We start from the raw sequence: 18,892 nt of genomic DNA, 5'->3' as shown, positions 1-18,892 counted from the left end.
GCACTGCGGCATGACTTGGAAATCGTATCCAATCTTGACGATTCCAAAAGTACAATCTTCTACGACAGGGAACCAGATCATGCAGATAAGACACGTCCTGCTTGCCACGGCCGCGATTGCCGGTTTGGCAGGCACCGCGCAGGCCGAGAACGTTCTGAAATGGGGCGCGAACCGGGATATCGGCTCGCTCGACCCGTATTCCTATGGCGACAGCTTCACCATCAACGTGCTGAACCACGTGTATGAAGGCCTGGTCCGCTACAACGAAGACCTGAAGATCGAACCCGCGCTGGCCGAAAGCTGGGAGATCATGGACGATCAGGTGACCTGGCGCTTCAAGCTGCGGGAAGGCGTGACCTTCCACAATGGCAACCCGTTCACGGCCGAAGATGTCGTGGCCTCGCTGACCCGGGTGAGCGACGATACCTCGCCGCTGAAGGGCAACCTGCCGGCCTATGTCAGCTCGGAAGTGGTCGACGATCATACCGTCGACATCACGCTGAACGGCACTTACCCGCTGCTGCTGAACGACCTGACCAACATCCACATCTTCGACGAGGAATGGATGACGGAAAACGACAGCCTGCTGCCCACGGATATCGGTGGCGGCGTCGAAGGCTTTGCCACCTACAACGCCAACGGCACCGGCCCTTTCATCGTCGAAAGCCGCCAGCCCGATGCAAAGACCGTGTTCGTCGTGAACCCCGACTGGTGGGACGAGCCGCAGCACAACCTCGACCGGATCGAGCTGACGCCGGTGAACTCTGCCGCGACGCGTGTCGCCGCGCTCCTGTCGGGGGAGATCAACTTCACCAACGACGCGCCGGTGCAGGATCTGCCGCGTCTGGCGGCTGCACCGAATGTCGAAGTGCTGGAAGGTGTCGACCTGCGGACCGTGATGGTGGGCTTTCCGTTCCGCGAAAAGCTGACGACGGGCGAAGACAACCCGTTCACCGACAACCGCGTGCGCGAGGCGCTTTACAAGGCGATCGACCTCGACCTGATCCACGAGAAGGTCATGCGCGGCAAGTCCCGCATCGCCGGCGCGACCGTCGCCCCGCCGATCCCGGGCTACGTGCCCGAACTGGACGAATTGCCGGGCTTCGACCCGGATGCCGCCAAGGCGCTGCTGGAAGAGGCCGGCGTTCCCGAAGGGCTGGAATTCGAATTCAGCTGCATTTCCGACGGGCTGGTGAACGAAGAACAGTTCTGCCAGGCCATCGCGTCGATGTGGTCTCGCGTGGGTCTTGCGCCGAAGCTGGATGTCGCGCCCCGCGCGGTCCAGTCGCCCAAGCGGACCAACGGCAAGACCGATGTCTACATCCTTGGCTGGGCCACGCTGCCGATGCTGGATGCTTATTCGCCGCTTCTGCAGATCTTCCACACCAAGGAAGGCAATTCGGGCGTGTTCAACTGGGGCGGCTGGTCCTTCCCGGAGCTTGACGCGCTGGTGCAGCAGGCCGGCATGGAGCTGGATCTGGACAAGCGGCTTTCGCTGGAGACCGAGGCGCTGAAGATCGTCAAGGATCAGAACATCATGATCCCGCTGCATCAGCAGCCAATGGCCTGGGCCGTGACCGATGACGTGACCGAGATGCCGCTGTTCCCCGACAACAAGCCGCGCCTCTGGTTCGCGCAGGTCGCGGAATAAGCCCCCCGTCCGGGCCCAATCGCGGGCCCGGACACGCACCCCGTCACAGCAACCTGAACGGAGGCAGCCATGATCGCCTTTCTCATCAAGCGCATCGCGAATGCGGCCTTCGTCATGCTGGCGGTGGCACTTCTGGCCTTCATCATCTTCCGGTTCTTCGGTGACCCGGTGGAGATGATGGTGAACGAACAGGCCACGCAGGCCGACCGTGCCGAGCTGCGCGAGCGGCTGGGTCTGAATGACGGGCTGATCACGCAATACACGCGGTTCGTCACCAACGCCGTGCAGGGCGAATTCGGGATCTCCTACCGCAACCAGCAGGACGTCATGGTCCTGATCAAGGACCGTTTCCCCGCCACGTTCGACCTGGTGCTGGTGGCCACGGTGATCTCGCTTGTGGTGGGTATCCCGCTGGGGGTGATCACGGCCATTTACCGGGAAAGCCCGATCGCCAATGCGTTGCAGCTGGGATCCATCGTGGGCGTTTCCCTGCCCAGTTTCGTGGTGGGCATCCTGCTGATCCTCGCCTTTTCCGTCTCGCTCGGCTGGCTGCCGGCCTTCGGGCGGGGCGAGACGGTCGATATCGGCTGGTGGTCCACGGGCCTGCTCACGCCATCGGGGCGGCGGGCGCTGGTGCTGCCGTCGATTTCGCTGGCCACCTTCCAGATCACGCTGGTGATGCGGCTGGTCCGGGCCGAGATGCTGGAGACGCTCCGCGCCGATTACATCAAGTTCGCCCGTGCCCGTGGTGTGCCCACGTCCCGCGTGCAGTGGCGCCACGCGCTGCGCAACTGCCTGATGCCGGTGATCACGCTCACGGGGATGCAGATCGGCAACCTGATCGCCTTCGCGCTGGTGACCGAAACGGTGTTCCAGTGGCCGGGCATGGGGATGCTGTTCATCCAGGCGGTGACCTTCGTCGATATCCCCGTCATGGCCGCCTACCTGATGATCGTGGCCTTCATCTTCGTCGCCCTGAACACGGTGGTCGACGTTACCTACGCCTGGGTCGATCCGCGCCTGCGCGACGACACCGCCCGCGCCGGTGGCGCCAATGGCTGAGCCCGAGGACATCATGCAAAACACAGCGACCGCCACCGCCACCGATGCGACCCTGCTGCCGGTCAAGCCGTCCCGCTACGCCCGGCTGCGCGACAGCGACCTGTGGTTTTCCTTCCGCTCGCACCCATCGGCGATCTTCGCCGCCGTGCTGCTGGCCTTCGTGGCGCTGACGGCGTTCCTTGCACCCTTCATCGCGCCGCAGAACCCCTATGATTTGTCGGCGCTGGTCCTGTGGAACTCGGAAATCCCGCCGATCTGGAACACGGACGGGCAGATGCCCTTCGTGCTGGGCACCGACACGCAGGGGCGGGATATCCTGTCGGCGATTCTCTACGGCTCGCGGATTTCGCTGATCATCGGGTTCGCCTCGGTCCTGCTGGCGCTGTCTGTCGGGCTGACACTGGGCCTGATCGCGGGCTATTTCGGCGGCTGGATCGACAACGTGATCATGCGGGTGGGCGACGTGCTGCTGTCGATGCCCTTTATCCTGATCGCGATCCTGATCACGGCCATCGCCTCGGCCTCCCTGCCGACGAGTCTGAAGGACGTGCTGGCCGCACCTATCCTGATCTTCGCCATCGCCGTGCCATCCTGGGTGCAATACGCCCGGACCGTCCGCGCATCGGCGATGGTCGAGGCAAAGAAGGAATACGTGCAGGCGGCCAAGCTGATCCGGGTGAAATCCTGGCGGATCATGCTGAACCATATCCTGCCCAACTGCATGACGCCGATCATGGTCGCGGCCACGCTGAACTTTGGCCTGGCGATCCTGTCGGAGGCGACGCTGTCCTTCCTTGGCGTCGGCATGCCACCCGATCAGCCCAGCCTTGGCACGCTGATCCGGATCGGCAATCAATACCTGTTCTCGGGCCTGTGGTGGATCATCGTGTTTCCGTCGATCCAGCTGTGCCTGATCGTCCTGTCGGTCAACATGATCGGCGACTGGCTGCGCGACGCGCTCAATCCCAAACTCCGGTGACCCTCATGACTGCCAAGACCCTGAAAAACGTCCGCCCCATGGCCGGCCCCGTGACCGATCTGCACATCGTGGACGGCCTGTTCGCGGACACGGCCCCCGAGGGCGCCGAAGTGATCGATTGCGGCGGCCGCATCCTGATCCCCGGCCTGATCGAGGCGCACACGCATCTGGACAAGTCCCTGCTGGGCCTGCCGTGGTATCGCAACGAGGTCGGCCCCCGCCTGATCGACAAGATCAACAACGAACGCGAAGTGAAGGTCTCCCTTGGCCTTGACCCGCAGGTGCAAAGCGAACGGCACGCGATCCTCGCCATGTCGCACGGCTGCACGCATATCCGCAGCCACGTGGACGTCGATACGCATCACGGGCTGGCGGGCGTCGAAGGCGTGATGGTCACGCGGGAGAAGCTGGCGGGCATGATCGATATCGAGATCGTGGCCTTCCCCCAATCCGGAATGATGACCCGCCCCGGCACGGCCGAACTGATGGACGAAGCGATGTCTCTGGGCGCGGACCTCGTCGGCGGGATCGACCCCTGCGGGATGGAACATGATCCCAAGGGCCATCTGGATACTGTCTTCGCGCTGGCGGAAAAGCACGGCAAGCCCATCGACATCCACCTGCACGAACGCGACGCGCTCGGCTGGTTCTCGATGGAGGAGATCATTGACCGGACGGTCGCGCTGGGGATGCAGGGCAAGGTTTCGATCAGCCATGCATTCTGCCTTGGCGCGGTGGACCGGGCCTATGTGCACGGCTTGCACGAAAAGCTGGCCGAAAACCGCATTCACATCCTGACGACGGCGCCTGCATCCGCACCGGTTCCGGTGGTGAAGGAGCTGAAAGCCATGGGCATCCTGATCGGCGCCGGCTGTGACGGGATCCGCGACACCTGGGGCCCCTACGGCAATTCAGACATGCTGGAAAAGGCCATGCAGATCGGCATGCGCAACAACCTCCGCCGGGATGACGAGGTCGAACTGGCGCTGGAGATCTGCACCTATGGCGGTGCCGCGATCATGGGGGCCGAAGGCTATGGGCTGGAGATCGGGTGCAAGGCCGATTGCGTGCTGGTCGAAGGCGAAACGCTGGCCGAGGCGGTGGCCGTCCACGCCCCCCGCAAGCTGGCGCTGAAGGGCGGCAACGCCATCGCCCGCGACGGCAAATGCGTGATCGAGGCGCCCTGATGCCCGCCCGGACCCTTCTGACCGCCCGTTGGGTGATCGGCCACCAGGATGGCCGCCATGTCGTGCATGAAAACGGCGAGGTGGTGATCGAAGGCCAGAACGTGCTGCATGTTGGCGCGGGGTTCGATGGCGAGGTGGCCGCGCGTGTCGATTACGGCGAGGCCGTGATTTCGCCGGGCTTCATCGACCTCGACGCGCTGTCGGATCTCGACACCACGATCCTTGGCTACGACAACGCCCCGGCGTGGAAGAAGGGCCGGGTCTGGCCGGAAAGCTATGTCGCGCGCGGGCCGTACGAGATGTACGAGCCCGAAGAATTGGCCTTCCAGAAGCGCCACGCCTTCGCGCAGCTGATCCGGAACGGGATCACGACGGCGCTGCCCATTGCGTCGCTCTTCTACCGGGAATGGGGCGAAACAGTCGCCGAATTCGAAGCTGCCGCTGCCGCCGCCGAAGACCTTGGCCTGCGCGCCTATCTTGGCCCGGCCTGCCGCACCGGCGGGCAGGTGACGGATGACGCCGGCAATATCCGTGCCGTCTATGACGAAGCGCGCGGGCTGGCCGAACTGGAACAGGCCGCCGATTTCGCGAAACGGATCGACGGGATCGCAGGCGGCCGCATCCGGGCGATGTTCGCGCCTGACCGGATCGAGACCTGCACCGAAGCCCTGCTGCAACGCACCGCCGATATCGCGGACGAAATGGGCGCGCCAGTGCGGCAGCATTGCGCACAGTCCCCGGTAGAGCTGCGGCTGGTGGCTGAACAGCACGGGCTGGGACCCATCGAATGGCTGGAGAAGATCGGCGCGCTGCGCCCCAACTGGCTGCTGCCGCACGGCACGCAGGCGACGGAGGCGGAGTTCCAACTGATTGCCGGGGCAGGGGCCACGCTGGTCCATTGCCCGCTGGTCTCTGCCCGGCATGGCGGGATGCTGAAGAGCTTCCCCAAGTGCCGCCGCATGGGCATCAATATCGGGCTGGGCACGGATACCTTTCCCGCCGACATGATCCTGAACATGCAGATCGGCATGATGACGGCGCGGCTGGCCGAAAGGATGGACGCGATCCGGTCGGAAGACATGTTCGACGCCGCGACCCTAGGCGGCGCGCAGGCGCTGAACCGGCCCGATCTGGGCAGGCTCGCGCCCGGGGCCAAGGCCGATATCACGGTGATCGATTTCAGCCGCACCCTGCAAACGCCCGACCCTGTGCAGACGGTGATGACCTCGTCCTCGGGCCGGGATGTCCGGGACGTGTGGATCGACGGCCGCCGCGTGATGGCAGACGGCGTGATCCCCGATGTCGACGAAGCCACTGATGCCGCCCGGGCGCAGGCGCAGTTCGACGGGCTGATCGCGAAATACCCCGACCGCACGGCAGGCCATCCGCCCGTCGAAGACATCTTCACCCCCAGCTATGAAAGAGCCAAGGCATGAGTGACATAGTTCTGGACGTGCAGGGCCTGCGCGTCGAATTCCCGACCCGGAAGGGCATCCTGACCGCCGTGGACGATATCTCGCTTCAGATCCGGCGGGGGGAAATCCTGGGCATGGTGGGTGAATCCGGGGCAGGAAAATCCATGACCGGCATGGCGATCCTTGGCCTGCTGGAACCGCCCGGGCGTATCTCCGGCGGGTCGATCCACCTGTCGGGCGACCGGATCGACACCCTGGACGACCGCGCGATGCAGGCCATCCGCGGCCGCCGGATCGGGGCGATCTTTCAGGATCCGCTGACGTCACTGAACCCGCTGTTCCGAGTGGGGGACCAACTGGTCGAAACCATCCGCCTGCACACCGATCTGGACAAGTCACAGGCCCGCACCCGCGCGAAGGACCTGATGCGCGAGGTCGGCATCCCGGCCGTCGAAGAACGCATCGACAACTATCCCCACCAGTTTTCGGGCGGCATGCGGCAGCGGATCGTGATCGCGCTGGCGCTGTGTGCGGAACCCGAACTGATCGTGGCGGATGAACCGACGACGGCGCTCGATGTTTCGATCCAGGCGCAGATCACCGCGCTTCTGAAGCGGCTGTGCCGGGAACGGGGCACGGCGGTGATGCTTGTTACCCACGACATGGGCGTGATCGCGGAAACCGCCGACCGGGTGGCCGTGATGTATGCCGGTCGGCTGGCCGAGGTCGGCGCGGTCGAAGACGTGGTGCGGCGACCGAAGCATCCCTACACGACCGGGCTCATGGGCTCGATCCCCAGCCTGCGGAAGGACGTGGAGGAACTGCAGATGATCCCCGGTTCCATGCCCCGGCTGAACGCCATCCCGCCGGGCTGCGCCTTCAACCCTCGGTGCGACCATGCCGGGCCCAGATGCCGGCGCGATGTGCCCCGGATCACGGAGGGCGACGCCACGGGCGCCGCCTGCTGGCTGGAGCAGACTGGCACCGTCGAAGAAGGAGCCATCGCGTGAACATTCGTCCAAACGCCATTCTGGAAGTCGACGCGCTGGAACGCCGTTTCGACGTGTCCGCCCCGTGGCTGAACCGTATGATCGAACGCAAACCGCGCCGCACCCTGCGCGCGGTGGATGGCGTGGATTTCGTGATCCAGCGGGGCCAGACGCTGGCGCTGGTGGGCGAATCCGGGTGCGGGAAAAGCACCATCGCTAAACTGGTCACGGGGCTGCATCCGCCATCGGGGGGCAAGATCCGGTTTCACGGTGACCGCGACCGGTTGCAGATGATCTTTCAGGACCCGTTTGCCAGCCTCAACCCGCGCTGGCGGGTGGGCCGGATCATCGCCGAACCGCTGCGGACCCTTCGGCCCGACACGCCCGAGGACACCGTATCCGCCCGCGTCGATGAACTGCTGCGGACCGTGGGCCTTGCGCCCGCCGACGGGCTGAAGTTCCCGCATGAATTTTCCGGCGGGCAGCGGCAGCGGATCTCCATCGCGCGGGCGCTGGCGGGGGAGCCCGAGTTCCTCGTCTGCGACGAGCCTACCTCGGCTTTGGACGTTTCCGTGCAGGCGCAGGTGCTGAACCTGATGAAGCGGCTGCAGAAGGAGATGGAGCTCACATATCTCTTCATCAGCCACGATCTGAGCGTCGTGCGCCACATGGCCGACGTGATCGCGGTGATGTATCTGGGCCGGATCGTCGAAATCCAGCCGACGATGGATCTGTTCGCCAACCCGCTGCACCCCTACACGCGGCTGCTGCTCGACACGATTCCGGACCTCGACGCGCCGAAACGCGATCGCAGCCCGATGGGGGGCGAAGTGCCGTCGCCCGTGTCTCCTCCATCCGGCTGCAGCTTTCATCCCCGCTGCCCGCTGGTCTTCGACCGGTGCAAACAGGAACGCCCCGAACGCCGCGCCGAAGTCCACGACCGCCGCGTCGCCTGTTTCGCTGCAGAGGCAGGAGCCTGAAATGTATGAAGAAACCTTCCTGCGCCGCGCCATCGAGATCTCGGCCCAGGCGCTCGATACCCCGGGAACTGAGCCGTTCGGCGCGGTCATCGTCAAGGACGGCAAGATCGTGGGTGAAGGCATCAACCGGTCGGTCATGAACCACGACCCGACCTCGCACGGGGAAACCGAAGCCATCCGCGATGCGTGCCGCAACCTCGGCACCGTCGACCTGCGGGGGGCGGAGCTTTATTCCAGTTGCGAGCCGTGCGCGCTGTGCGTGGCAGCGATGAACATCGCGGGCATTGCCGCGCTCTACTACGCGGCCGACATGGGTCAGGCGGGGGCGACCATCAGCGATCTGCCCGAAACGGGACGGTTCCCGATAGATGTCGACCGGCTGACCCACGAATGCGGCCGCGCGGTGGGCGACAGGATCATGCCGGCCGAACGGCATCTGGGCGAAGACGCCGCGGCGATCCTGGAGGACTGGGCCAGCCTCGTCCGGGCGCGGCGCTGATGATGCGGCTGCTCTACATCAACCCGAACTCGACCGAGGCGATGACCGAAAGCCTCGTGTCCGTCGCACGGGGGGCAGTGCCTTGGGTCGAGGTTCTGGGCTGGACCAACCCCGACGGTCCGCCCGCGATCCAGGGGGCCGAGGATGGCGAACGCGCCGTGGCCGGGCTGCTGGCGTTGCTGCCCAAGGCGCGGGCCGCGGAGGTGGATGCCATCGTCATCGCCTGTTTCGACGACACCGGGCTGGAGCAGCTGCGCGCCGCGGCCCATTGCCCGGTGATCGGCATCGGCCAGGCCGCGATGACGGTCGCCGCGCTTCACGGCGGTCGGTTCGGGATCGTGACGACGCTGGATGTCTCGGTCCCCGTGATCGCGGCGAATGTCGCGGCCTACGGCCACCGTCCGGCCTGCGCCGGGGTTCTGGCATCGGGGGTGCCAGTTCTGGAAGTGGAAGCCGGCGGCGCGGATGTCGAGGCGCGGTTGCTGGACACGATCGCCGCGGCAACGGCCGCCGGAGCCGGGCCGATCATTCTTGGATGCGCAGGCATGTCCCGTCTGCGGGCGGGTCTTGCGGCGCAATCCGGGGCGGTGCTGGTCGACGGGGTTCTGGCATCGGCTCATCTCGCCTGCGCGCTGGCGAGCTCCGGTGACGATCCCGCCACCATCGCGACCGTTGCGGAGTAACGCGGCCTTGCCCTTGTCGACAGGCTACGGGATCGGTGTTTTCCCCACATATATTTAACATAATTAGTGCTACAGGGCCTTCGGCCATGGTCTTCTCCGGCGAATTTCGTGGCGCGGGCCATCATTCGATCAGGTTGAACCGGGTGCCGCAGAGGATGACCTGCCCATCCGTCACGGGAAGGCCGCGGGTTTTCGCGGCGTTCTGGATACGGGCCGCGTCCGTCGTGGCGATGTCCAGCGCGCCAAGGCCAGGGCCGCGCCCGTCCTCGTCGGGTACGAAACGCAGCGCGGCATTTGCGAGTGCGATGCGCGGCACGCCGCCCCTGTCTTCGACGGGCAGGCCCGACACGGCCGACCAGTGGGCGGCCAGCGCGTGGGGATCGTCGGATTGCAGTTCCGCGGCCAGGATACCGTGCACCACGTTTGATGCCGGCACGTCCTGCCATTCCGTCCCGCCCGCGGGAGTCCAGTGGCCGCACACGTCGCCCACATTGTCCCATTCGACCTCGAAGAAGGCGCCGCGCATGTCGCCGGGATGAAGCTGCATTATGTGCCAGTCTCCGCGGTCGCTGTCATAGGCGACGCGCACGCCGTTGGCGGCGGCATTGGCACGGACGGCGTCCTGCTCCGCCTTGTCGCGCACCTGGGTGATGACCATGTAGCCGCCGTCGCCGCCCCGCCGGTCCAGGTAGCGGCCGGCGGCTGTGCCCTCCTGAATGGGCGAGACGACCTCGAGAAACTGCGAGCCCGCGGCCAGCAGGATGTTTTCCAGCCCGAACTTGGCGACGGCAGGGTCGACATGACAGACGGGCATGCCGAACACGGTTTCCAGATCGGCACGGATCGTGGCCAGATCGCGGCCGACAAGGCAGATTTGCCGCAAATGGAGTGCCATGTCCTGTCCTTCCTGTTCCGGGCCCGTCACCGCGCCAAGGCCCGTTCCGGCGCCGCGTTCAGGCAGGCGCGGCGGGTGTGGGGAATTGGTACGAACGGAATTGTCGCGAGGTCAAGGCCCGGCTACGGCTGGCCCGGGCTTCACCGACGCCTTGCAGATTGACCGGTGTGGTTATCCGACCCCGTGCGCGGCAACTGTCAAGCGTCGGCATCACGCGCAGCGACAAGGGCGATGAACATGTTGGAAGCCTGCAAGTACAAGTTGACGTAACGTCCACCACATGACTATCCTGATAAGTGTCAGGATTCTTGTTGGAGGACAGGAAGATGACAATCGGCCGGCCCGTGAGCTCTTCCCGCGAAGACGGAGGACCGCTGGCCCAGGCCGATCCGCGGTGGGTCCGGGAGAGAGCCGCAAGAGCTTGAACACCTGACCCTGACCGCATGCAACGGCATCCGGGCGGCAGTTGGCCGACCGGGGCAGACGTGCACTTCAGGGAGGACATCATGAAAGCACTTGGAATGGTATCGGCCACGGCGCTTGGTGCGCTGGTGGTTTCGCTGGGGCTTGCCGCCCCGGCACAGGCGCAGGATTACGAATGGCCGCGCCTTCTGGTGATCGGAACGCCCGGCACCTCCAGCGGTAGCTTCGCCTCGACGAATGGCTGGGGCCCGGTCCTGCAGAAGGAAACCGGTACCACCGTCCGCGTCGTGCCGGAAGACAGCGAACCGCAGCGCTATGCACGCCTGACGGACCGCAAGGATATCGCGCTGTCGTCCGTGTCGGCCGCCGAGATGCGGTTCCAGATCGAGGGGATCGGCGGCTATGCGGGGACCAAGCCTGTGGCGCAGCGGGTGCTGTGGCATCACAATGACACGCCGTGGGGCTATGTGGTGGCCGGCGATTCCGAGTTGCAGACAATCGAGGACATCAAGACCAAGGGCGCCCGTGTCACGCAGGGCATGTTCTCGCCCCCGATGGTCACGGCCGTGAACGACGCCCTGCCCGCCTTTCTGGGCATGACGCCCGAGGAGGTCTCGGAGAAGATCACCTTCGTGCCGACGTCGAGCTATAGCGAGAACTGCCGGTCGGTCGTTGAAGGCAAATCGGACGTGGCCTATTGTGCGCCGATTTCGTCGGTGCTTTCAGAGATGGAAGGCGCGCCGGGCAGCATCCGCTGGCTTTCGCTGGATCCCGACAATGCCGACGGCTGGGCCAGGTATCTTGAACACCGTCCGATGCTTGTCCCCACGACGATCGGCCTTGGCGTGAAGACGGCGCAGGGTGTCGGCGGCGCCACGTCGAACTTCCTGTATTCGGTGCCGGCGGATGCGGATACCGACTTCGTCTACAACCTTGCCAAGTGGTTCGACCAGTCGCACGAGGCGTACAACGACACCCATCCCCTGACCAAGCGGATGTCGCGGGACCTGTTCCGCCAGTACCTGGACCGGACGCCGCTGCCGATCCACGAGGGCACGGTGAAGTACCTGCGCGAAATCGGCCAGTGGACCGACGAGGACGACGCGTGGAACCAGACCGCCATCGAAACGATGGATGCCTGGCTGGCCGCCCGCACCGCGGCGATGGAGGAAGCCCGCGAACAGGGTGTCGAGATCCAGTTCCAGAACCAGGCGTTCCTCGACATCCTCGACAAGCATACCGAGGGCCTTCCGGGGCTGCGCTCCCGTCTCTGACCGGTCCCGGACGTTCGCGGGGCGGTCCCGGGGCCGCTCCGCCTTCCATTCCTGATCGGAGCCCCGACCATGTCGCATACCTCGGATCCCGACGTCCCTGTTCCTGACGGTCAGGACCGGCTGCCGCAATCGGACGTCACCCGGCTGGGCGAGATGTTCTCGTACCGCAGCATCGTCTTCGTCATTCTCTGCACCGCCGGGCTGGCCATCGGGGTCGCCTATGCGTTCGGCATCCCCATCGCCGGGCAGCGATTGCTGGAGGGGCAGTACTACTGGGTCTTCATCGGGCTCTTTGTCGCCGCGGCCTACATCGCCCTGCCCGCGGTCAAGGGGCAGACGACCCTGCCGGTCTACGACATCGCCGCCGCCGCGGTGGTCCTTGGCATCTGCTTCTGGTTTTCGACGCATGCCTGGGACATCCTTCAGGCGGGCTGGGTGAACATCCCCGCGGGCGTCGTCCTGTGGCTGCTGATGCTGGAGGTCGCGCGCCGTTCGGGCGGGCTGCCGTTCCTGCTGGTGGTGCTGCTGCTGGGGCTCTACCCGATCATCGCCGACCGGTTCCCGGGCCTGCTGATGGGCATCCCCTACAGCTTTGACCGCATGATCGAGGCGCATGTCTTCCGCACCGAGGGCATGATGGGCATCACCACCAAGATCGTGGCCGAGATCATCCTGGGCTTCCTGGTCTTCGCGGGCGTGCTGATCGCCACGGGTGCGGGCGAGTTCTTCATCAACCTCGCCAATGCGGGTTTCGGCAAGTACCGGGGCGGACCGGCAAAGGTGTCCATCGTCGCCTCCGGTTTCTTCGGATCGCTGTCGGGGTCGATCTTTTCCAACATCGCGGGCACGGGCTCGATCACCATTCCGACGATGAAACGGGTGGGTTATCCGCCCCATTACGCCGGCGCGATCGAGGCCTGTGCGTCGACCGGCGGCGTCGTCATGCCGCCGGTCATGGGGGCCATCGCCTTCGTCATGGCGATCACCATCGGGGTGGATTACGCGACCGTCATGGTGGCCGCGATCCTGCCGTCGCTGCTGTTCTACTTCGGGCTGATCCTGCAGGTCGATGCCTATGCCGCCCGCAAGGGGCTGACGGGCATGACGCAGGACAAGCTGCCGTCTGCGAGACAGGTCCTGATACAGGGCTGGCCGTTCCTGTCGGTCCTGATATTCCTTGTCTGGGGCCTGCTTTACATGCGGTGGGAATACTACGCGCCGTGGTATGCCTGCGTGATGATGGTGGCACTGTCTTTCCTGCGTCGCGACACGATGATGACGCCGCGCCGGATGTTCGAGACGCTGCGCCAGATCGGCATACTGGTCACCCAGACCGCGGCGATCATCCTGCCCATCGCGTTCGTTGTCAGTGCACTGACGATCACGGGGGTGACGGGCTCGGTCACGTCGGGGCTGGTGGCGTTGGGGGGCGACAACGTCTACCTGATCATCGCCCTAGGCGTGCTGGCCTGCTTCATCATGGGGATGGCCGGCCTTGCCATCGTGGCCTACATCTTCCTTGCGGTGACGCTGGCGCCGGCGATCATCAAGATCGGCGGTCTGAACGAAGTCGCGGTACACTTCTTCATCATCTACTACGCGATGCTGTCGGTGATCACGCCGCCCGTGGGGGCCGCCGCCTTCCTGGCCGCGACCATCGCGGGCGCCAAGCCGATGAAGACATCCTTCACGGCGATGCGTCTGGGGGTGGTGATCTACTTCGTGCCGCTCTTCTTCCTGTTCCAGCCCGCGCTGGTGATGCAGGGCGACCTGACACCGCTGATCTACGTGCTGCCGTCGATCATCGTGGGGATCATCCTGCTGTCGGGCGGGTTGGAAGGATACCTGCTGGGCGTGGGTCTTGTGCGCCCGATCCTCCGCGTGCCGCTCGCGGCGGCTGGTTTCGCCTTCAGTTTCCCCGGTCTTAGCACGACGCTTGTCGGCGGCGCGGTGTCGGCGCTGATCGTGGCGGTGATCTGGATGGACAACCGGAAAAGGGACGCGACGCGGAATCCCGGCGTCGCGGAATAGATGCATGAGGGCCTGGGCGGGCCGCGTGACACCGGCGCCATACGGACCCGCCTGCCCTGCCAAGGATGGTCCAGATCAAAAACTGGACATTTGTTCAAATTTGATGGTTGAGTAGTCCCGTCGAGAAGTGGGGAATCGCTGGCAGCGCGGGGAGGCGTTGCAGCGACAAAAGCCCCCGGACGATAGGGAGAGAGAAATGCACTACGATTTCGTAGTCGTCGGCGGTGGTTCCGCCGGCGCGACCATCGCGTCGCGTCTGAGCGAGGATCCCAAGGTGACGGTCTGCCTGCTGGAAGCGGGCGGCAAGGGCGACGGGATCCTTGTCCGGGCGCCGGCCGGCGTGGTGGCGATGCTGCCGGGCCGCCCGAAGATCAACAACTGGGCGTTCGAGACGGTGCCGCAACCGGGCCTGAACGGGCGCAGGGGCTACCAGCCGCGCGGCAAGGCGCTTGGCGGGTCGAGCGCGATCAACGCGATGCTCTATATCCGCGGCCAGAGGGAAGATTACGACGGCTGGGCCGACAGTGGCTGCGACGGCTGGGGCTGGGACGATGTCCTGCCCTATTTCCGCAAGGCCGAGAACAACGAAAGCCTGAACGGCGCACATCACGGCACGGCCGGGCCGCTGCACGTGTCGGATGCCAAGGCGCCGCGTCCGATCAGCCGGGCGTTCGTGGAGGCCAACGAACAGATGCAGATCCGCGCGACCGAGGATTTCAACGCGGGTGATAACGCGGGCGCAGGGCTTTACCAGTGTACCCAGTTCCATGGCGAAAAGAACGGCGAACGCTGTTCTGCCGCCGCGGCCTACCTGCATCCGGTGATGGACAGCCGGCCGAACCTGACCGTGCTCACGAATGCCCGCGCCACGAAGATCCTGTTCGAAGGCCGCCGTGCAATGGGCGTGTCCTATCGCGCGGGGAAGGAGGACAAGGAGGTCCACGCGGGCCGCGAAGTGATCCTGTGCGGCGGCGCGTTCCAGTCGCCCCAGATCCTGCAGCTTTCGGGCGTGGGCCGTGCGCAGGACATCACGAAGCACGGGATCGAGATGGTGCACGAACTGCCCGGCGTGGGTCAGAACCTTCAGGATCACCTGGATTTCATCCTGGCCTACAAGACGCGGGACACCGACACTTTCGGTATTGGCCTGCGCGGGACCGCCAAGCTGGTGCGCGAGATCCTGAAATGGCGGCGCGACGGCAATTCGATGATCGCCTCGCCCCTGGCCGAGGCGGGCAGCTTCTTCACGTCCGGCCCGGATGTCGACCGGCCCGACCTGCAGACGCATTTCGTGATCTCGATCGTCGACGACCACGCGCGCAAGCTGCACATGGGCTATGGCTATTCCTGCCATGTCTGCAACCTGCGTCCCTTTTCGCGGGGAGAGGTCTTCCTGAACTCGGCCGATCCGATGGACGCGCCCGGCATCGATCCGCAATTCCTGTCGGACGACCGGGACCTGAAGATCCTGATCGCAGGCGCGAAGAAAACGCGCGAGATCATGAATGCGCCCGCCCTGAAGGGGTACCAGACATCGGAACTCTACGGTCTGCACGACAACATGACCGATGCCGAGTGGGAGAGCCACATCCGCGCCCGCGCCGACACGGTCTATCACCCCGTCGGCACCTGCCGGATGGGGACCGACGACATGTCCGTCGTCGGCCCCGATCTGAAGGTGCGGGGGCTGGGCGGTTTGCGGGTTGCGGATGCCTCGGTCATGCCGTCACTTGTCTCGGGCAATACCAACGCGCCGACGATCATGATCGGAGAGAAATGTGCCGACATGATAAAGGCCGAACACGCGGCCTGATGTCTTGCCCGTCCCCCGCGTCCCGTGCGACGCGAGGGCGGTACAGTTTTTTTGGGAGGAGAGCAGCGAATGCTGGGTTCGATGATGCGCAAGGAGCTGCTGATCAGTGATCTGATCACGCATGCGGGAAAGTACCACAACGATACCGAGATCGTCTCGCGCGAGACGAGCGGCGAGATCAGCACCACCACGTGGGGAGAGGTCGCCGATGCGTCGCTGAAGCTCGCCTCGGCCCTTGGCAAGCTGGGCCTTGAAACCGGCGACCGGGTGGCCACGCTGGCGTGGAACAACCACCGTCACCTGAAGATCTGGTTCGCGGTGTCGGGCGGCGGCATGGTGTGTCACACGCTGAACCCGCGCCTGCCCCCCGAACAGTTCATCTTCATCTGCAACGATGCCGCCGACCGGGCGATCTTCTTCGACAAGACCTTCATGCCGCTGATCACGGGCACCAAGGCGCATCTGAAGACCATCGAGCATTTCATCTTCATGGGCCCCCGCGACGAAGACGTGCTGGCCGCCCTGCCCGAAGCGCTGTTCTTCGACGAACTGATCGAAACCGGCGCGGATGACTACGAATGGCCCCAGATCAGCGAAGAGAGTCCCTGTTCGCTGTGCTACACGTCGGGGACCACGGGCAATCCGAAGGGGGTGCTCTATACCAGCCGGTCGACCATGATTCACACCCTGGCGATTTCGCTGCCCGACGGCCTGTGCCTTTCGGCGCAGGAGATCGTGCTGCCGGTGGTGCCGATGTTCCACGCCAATGCGTGGGGCATTCCCTATGCCGCCGCGATGACCGGCGCCAAGGTGGTGATGCCGGGGCCGGGGCTGGACGGTGACAGCCTGCTGGGCCTGATCGACACCTACAAGGTCTCGCTGGCACTGGGGGTGCCGACGATCTGGATGATGCTTTTGGCGTCCGCCAAGAAATCGGGTTCGAAAATGGAAAGCCTGAAGCGCAACGTCATCGGCGGGTCGGCCGCGGCGCCGTCGATGATCGCCACGTTCCGCGACGATTACGACTGCGAAACGATCCACGCCTGGGGGATGACCGAAACCTCGCCATTGGGGTCGGGCAACCAGATCAAGGCCAAGCATCTGGAGCTGGACAGCGAGGCGATGGCAGACCTGCGCGCCGGTCAGGGGCGCCCGCCCTTCGGGATCGACCTGCGCATCGTCGATGACGCGGGCAAACCGCTGCCCCATGACGGCAAGACCGAAGGCGCATTGCAGGTGAAGGGCTATTGGGTCGTCGATACCTATTTCGGCAAAGATGCCTCGGCCCTGACGGATGACGGCTGGTTCGACACGGGCGACGTGTCGACCATCGACGAAGACGGTTTCATGGTGATCCGCGACCGCACCAAGGATATCATCAAGTCGGGCGGGGAATGGATATCCTCGGTCGATCTGGAAGGCATCGCGGTGTCCCATCCGGGCCTGGCCATGGCCGCCGCCATCGGCGCCACGCACCCGAAATGGGACGAACGCCCGATCATCGTGGCGGTGAAGGCCGAAGGGGCCGATCCGTCGGAAGACGAGATCCTTGCGCTCTTCGACGGCAAGGTTGCCAAGTGGCAGATCCCCGATGCCGTGATCTTCACCGACGCGATCCCGCTGAACGCCACCGGCAAGATGCTGAAGAACAAGCTGCGCGAGCAGTTCGGCAATACCCTGATCGAACGGGGCGCCTGACGGGCATGATGCGGCGCGGCCGGGATCGGACCGACAGGACCGGTGCCCGGCCGACGGAAACCGCCGCCGATTGACTGCCGCGCTTCGCCGGGCCCGGACACGATGCCCGGCGGGGTGTCGGCGTCCTGACCCGGCCCGGCCGGGTGACATGAGAGACCGATGAACGAAATGCCAGCCAAGCTGCGCGCGCGTGCCGAACGGAAAAGCGCGAAGCGCGAAGACAAGAAGCGCCAGATCGCCGAAAGCGCGATCGAGGCGCTGAAGGAACTTGGCTATGCCAACACCTCGCTGCGCGACATCGCCGAAAAATGCGACCTGTCGCTGGGCATGGTGCACTACTATTTCGAAGACCGGTCCGACCTGATCATCTACTGCGTCACGGTCTACAAGGAAGAATTCGTCCGCGGCTTTTCCAAGGCGCTCGAAAGGGCGAAGGGTCCCGATCAGGTGGTCGACGCGTTTTCCGAAGCGCTTGTGGCGTCGATCTTCGATGACGAGATGGCCCACAGGCTTTGGTACGACATCCGCACGCAGGCCATGTTCGACGAGACGTTCCGCCCCGTCGTGGCCGAGATCGAAGCGCGGCTGATCGGGATCGTCAGATCCGCCTTCGAACGGGCCGGACGCCCTGTGCCGGGGGACGTCGAGACTTGCTATGCCATGATCGACGGTGCCTTCCGTTATTGCCTGCAAGGCCAGATCGGCCCTGCCCCGCTGACCCGCGCGCAGGCCAAGGCATCGTTCCGGTCTCTGCTGGTCGCGTTGATCTAGATCGGCCGGTCCTCCCGATCGGATGAATCCCGCGCGGCTAGCAGAGCTTCGCCAGCGCCTCGCGCAGCATGTCGATCGAGGTGGTGTCGAGCACGTCGGCCAGGCTCTGGTCCTGGGCGTCGACTTCCTGCCGGATCTGGATCATGCGGATGCGGCCCAGCGAGGTCAGCAGCAGGTTGATCTGGCGGTGATCCTCGTCCGCGACCTTGCGGTGCACCAGCCCGTCCAGCACCATCCGGTCCACCAGCTTGGTCAGCGTCGGCGGGTTCAGCAGCGCGCGGTCGGCCAGTTCGCCCATCGTCAGCCGCTCTCCGGCATCGAGGCATTCCATGACGCGCCAGGCTTCGATCTTGATTCCATGCTTCTTAAGCCGCTCGGTCAATGACTGGTTGATCGACCGGTGCGCGGCCGCCAGCACATATGACAGGTGATGCTCGAAGTGCTTTTTCTGTGCAGACATGGTCCGTCCAAATACTATTTTCTTCAAAATATTTGACTTGGAAATTAAATTCAATTGAAATGTCCCGATATCCCGGTTCTGC

The 18,892-nt window shown here is 64.8% G+C and carries 16 protein-coding genes; 14 read left to right on the top strand and 2 right to left on the bottom strand.

What is annotated here, in order from left to right:
• Positions 1–79: 79 nt before the first annotated feature.
• From D4754_RS18945 to D4754_RS18905, 9 genes are all read left to right on the top strand, one after another.
• A complete protein-coding gene (locus tag D4754_RS18945; protein WP_121066709.1) occupies positions 80–1,651 on the top strand; it encodes an ABC transporter substrate-binding protein in 1,572 nt (523 codons plus the stop codon).
• Between the two features lie 69 nt (positions 1,652–1,720).
• The gene (locus D4754_RS18940; protein ID WP_121066706.1) at positions 1,721–2,713 is read left to right on the top strand and encodes an ABC transporter permease; all 993 of its coding nucleotides are present in this window, start codon (positions 1,721–1,723) and stop codon (positions 2,711–2,713) included.
• Positions 2,706–3,692, top strand: a complete 987-nt coding sequence (locus D4754_RS18935) for an ABC transporter permease (protein WP_240453947.1) — start codon at positions 2,706–2,708, stop codon at positions 3,690–3,692. The genes D4754_RS18940 and D4754_RS18935 overlap by 8 nt, the downstream gene beginning before the upstream one ends.
• A gap of 5 nt (positions 3,693–3,697) precedes the next feature.
• Complete coding sequence (locus D4754_RS18930) at positions 3,698–4,879, top strand: amidohydrolase family protein (protein ID WP_121066703.1); 1,182 nt, start codon at positions 3,698–3,700, stop codon at positions 4,877–4,879.
• On the top strand, positions 4,879–6,315 hold the full coding sequence (locus D4754_RS18925) for a chlorohydrolase family protein (protein WP_121066700.1): 1,437 nt from the start codon (positions 4,879–4,881) through the stop codon (positions 6,313–6,315). Before D4754_RS18930 ends, D4754_RS18925 begins: the two co-directional genes overlap by 1 nt.
• Positions 6,312–7,304 carry an ABC transporter ATP-binding protein gene (locus D4754_RS18920; RefSeq protein WP_121066697.1) on the top strand — a complete coding sequence of 331 codons (993 nt, stop codon included), beginning with the start codon at positions 6,312–6,314 and terminating at the stop codon, positions 7,302–7,304. The genes D4754_RS18925 and D4754_RS18920 overlap by 4 nt, the downstream gene beginning before the upstream one ends.
• Positions 7,301–8,263 carry an ABC transporter ATP-binding protein gene (locus D4754_RS18915; RefSeq protein WP_240453946.1) on the top strand — a complete coding sequence of 321 codons (963 nt, stop codon included), beginning with the start codon at positions 7,301–7,303 and terminating at the stop codon, positions 8,261–8,263. Before D4754_RS18920 ends, D4754_RS18915 begins: the two co-directional genes overlap by 4 nt.
• A gap of 1 nt (position 8,264) precedes the next feature.
• Positions 8,265–8,762, top strand: a complete 498-nt coding sequence (locus D4754_RS18910; protein ID WP_121066691.1) for a nucleoside deaminase — start codon at positions 8,265–8,267, stop codon at positions 8,760–8,762.
• Between the two features lie 2 nt (positions 8,763–8,764).
• On the top strand, positions 8,765–9,445 hold the full coding sequence (locus tag D4754_RS18905) for an aspartate/glutamate racemase family protein (protein ID WP_121066829.1): 681 nt from the start codon (positions 8,765–8,767) through the stop codon (positions 9,443–9,445).
• Between the two features lie 121 nt (positions 9,446–9,566).
• Here D4754_RS18905 and D4754_RS18900 read toward each other — a convergent pair whose 3' ends face one another.
• Entirely contained in the window at positions 9,567–10,340 is a 774-nt protein-coding gene (locus tag D4754_RS18900; protein ID WP_121066688.1) for a VOC family protein, read from the bottom strand.
• A gap of 506 nt (positions 10,341–10,846) precedes the next feature.
• Here D4754_RS18900 and D4754_RS18895 point away from each other — a divergent pair.
• From D4754_RS18895 to D4754_RS18875, 5 genes are all read left to right on the top strand, one after another.
• The gene (locus tag D4754_RS18895; RefSeq protein ID WP_121066685.1) at positions 10,847–12,037 is read left to right on the top strand and encodes a TAXI family TRAP transporter solute-binding subunit; all 1,191 of its coding nucleotides are present in this window, start codon (positions 10,847–10,849) and stop codon (positions 12,035–12,037) included.
• A 69-nt stretch (positions 12,038–12,106) separates the two neighbouring features.
• Complete coding sequence (locus D4754_RS18890; protein WP_240453945.1) at positions 12,107–14,068, top strand: TRAP transporter permease; 1,962 nt, start codon at positions 12,107–12,109, stop codon at positions 14,066–14,068.
• A gap of 196 nt (positions 14,069–14,264) precedes the next feature.
• The gene (locus tag D4754_RS18885; RefSeq protein ID WP_121066681.1) at positions 14,265–15,881 is read left to right on the top strand and encodes a GMC family oxidoreductase; all 1,617 of its coding nucleotides are present in this window, start codon (positions 14,265–14,267) and stop codon (positions 15,879–15,881) included.
• 69 nt (positions 15,882–15,950) lie between these two features.
• Positions 15,951–17,579: a long-chain-fatty-acid--CoA ligase gene (locus tag D4754_RS18880; RefSeq protein ID WP_121066678.1), complete on the top strand. Its 1,629-nt coding sequence runs from the start codon at positions 15,951–15,953 to the stop codon at positions 17,577–17,579.
• Positions 17,580–17,738: 159 nt separating this feature from the next.
• Positions 17,739–18,350 (top strand): TetR/AcrR family transcriptional regulator, encoded by a 612-nt coding sequence (locus tag D4754_RS18875; protein ID WP_121066675.1) that lies wholly within the window; start codon positions 17,739–17,741, stop codon positions 18,348–18,350.
• A gap of 37 nt (positions 18,351–18,387) precedes the next feature.
• On the opposite strand, the gene D4754_RS18870 is transcribed toward D4754_RS18875, so the two are convergent.
• On the bottom strand, positions 18,388–18,810 hold the full coding sequence (locus D4754_RS18870) for a MarR family winged helix-turn-helix transcriptional regulator (RefSeq protein WP_121066672.1): 423 nt from the start codon (positions 18,808–18,810) through the stop codon (positions 18,388–18,390).
• Positions 18,811–18,892 lie beyond the last annotated feature (82 nt).

This window comes from Chachezhania antarctica, assembly GCF_003646465.1.
Classification (GTDB): domain Bacteria; phylum Pseudomonadota; class Alphaproteobacteria; order Rhodobacterales; family Rhodobacteraceae; genus Chachezhania; species Chachezhania antarctica.
Note: the sequence above shows the minus strand (reverse complement) of the source record. Positions and strands in the feature narration are given on the sequence as shown.

What these genes read in the sequence shown, in the direction of transcription:
- D4754_RS18945 (WP_121066709.1), top strand. Translation starts at nt 80, where the DNA reads ATGCAGATAAGACACGTCCTGCTTGCCACGGCCGCGATTGCCGGTTTG.
- D4754_RS18940 (WP_121066706.1), top strand. Translation starts at nt 1,721, where the DNA reads ATGATCGCCTTTCTCATCAAGCGCATCGCGAATGCGGCCTTCGTCATG.
- D4754_RS18935 (WP_240453947.1), top strand. Translation starts at nt 2,706, where the DNA reads ATGGCTGAGCCCGAGGACATCATGCAAAACACAGCGACCGCCACCGCC.
- D4754_RS18930 (WP_121066703.1), top strand. Translation starts at nt 3,698, where the DNA reads ATGACTGCCAAGACCCTGAAAAACGTCCGCCCCATGGCCGGCCCCGTG.
- D4754_RS18925 (WP_121066700.1), top strand. Translation starts at nt 4,879, where the DNA reads ATGCCCGCCCGGACCCTTCTGACCGCCCGTTGGGTGATCGGCCACCAG.
- D4754_RS18920 (WP_121066697.1), top strand. Translation starts at nt 6,312, where the DNA reads ATGAGTGACATAGTTCTGGACGTGCAGGGCCTGCGCGTCGAATTCCCG.
- D4754_RS18910 (WP_121066691.1), top strand. Translation starts at nt 8,265, where the DNA reads ATGTATGAAGAAACCTTCCTGCGCCGCGCCATCGAGATCTCGGCCCAG.
- D4754_RS18905 (WP_121066829.1), top strand. Translation starts at nt 8,765, where the DNA reads ATGCGGCTGCTCTACATCAACCCGAACTCGACCGAGGCGATGACCGAA.
- D4754_RS18900 (WP_121066688.1), bottom strand. Translation starts at nt 10,340, where the DNA reads ATGGCACTCCATTTGCGGCAAATCTGCCTTGTCGGCCGCGATCTGGCC.
- D4754_RS18895 (WP_121066685.1), top strand. Translation starts at nt 10,847, where the DNA reads ATGAAAGCACTTGGAATGGTATCGGCCACGGCGCTTGGTGCGCTGGTG.
- D4754_RS18890 (WP_240453945.1), top strand. Translation starts at nt 12,107, where the DNA reads ATGTCGCATACCTCGGATCCCGACGTCCCTGTTCCTGACGGTCAGGAC.
- D4754_RS18885 (WP_121066681.1), top strand. Translation starts at nt 14,265, where the DNA reads ATGCACTACGATTTCGTAGTCGTCGGCGGTGGTTCCGCCGGCGCGACC.
- D4754_RS18880 (WP_121066678.1), top strand. Translation starts at nt 15,951, where the DNA reads ATGCTGGGTTCGATGATGCGCAAGGAGCTGCTGATCAGTGATCTGATC.
- D4754_RS18875 (WP_121066675.1), top strand. Translation starts at nt 17,739, where the DNA reads ATGAACGAAATGCCAGCCAAGCTGCGCGCGCGTGCCGAACGGAAAAGC.
- D4754_RS18870 (WP_121066672.1), bottom strand. Translation starts at nt 18,810, where the DNA reads ATGTCTGCACAGAAAAAGCACTTCGAGCATCACCTGTCATATGTGCTG.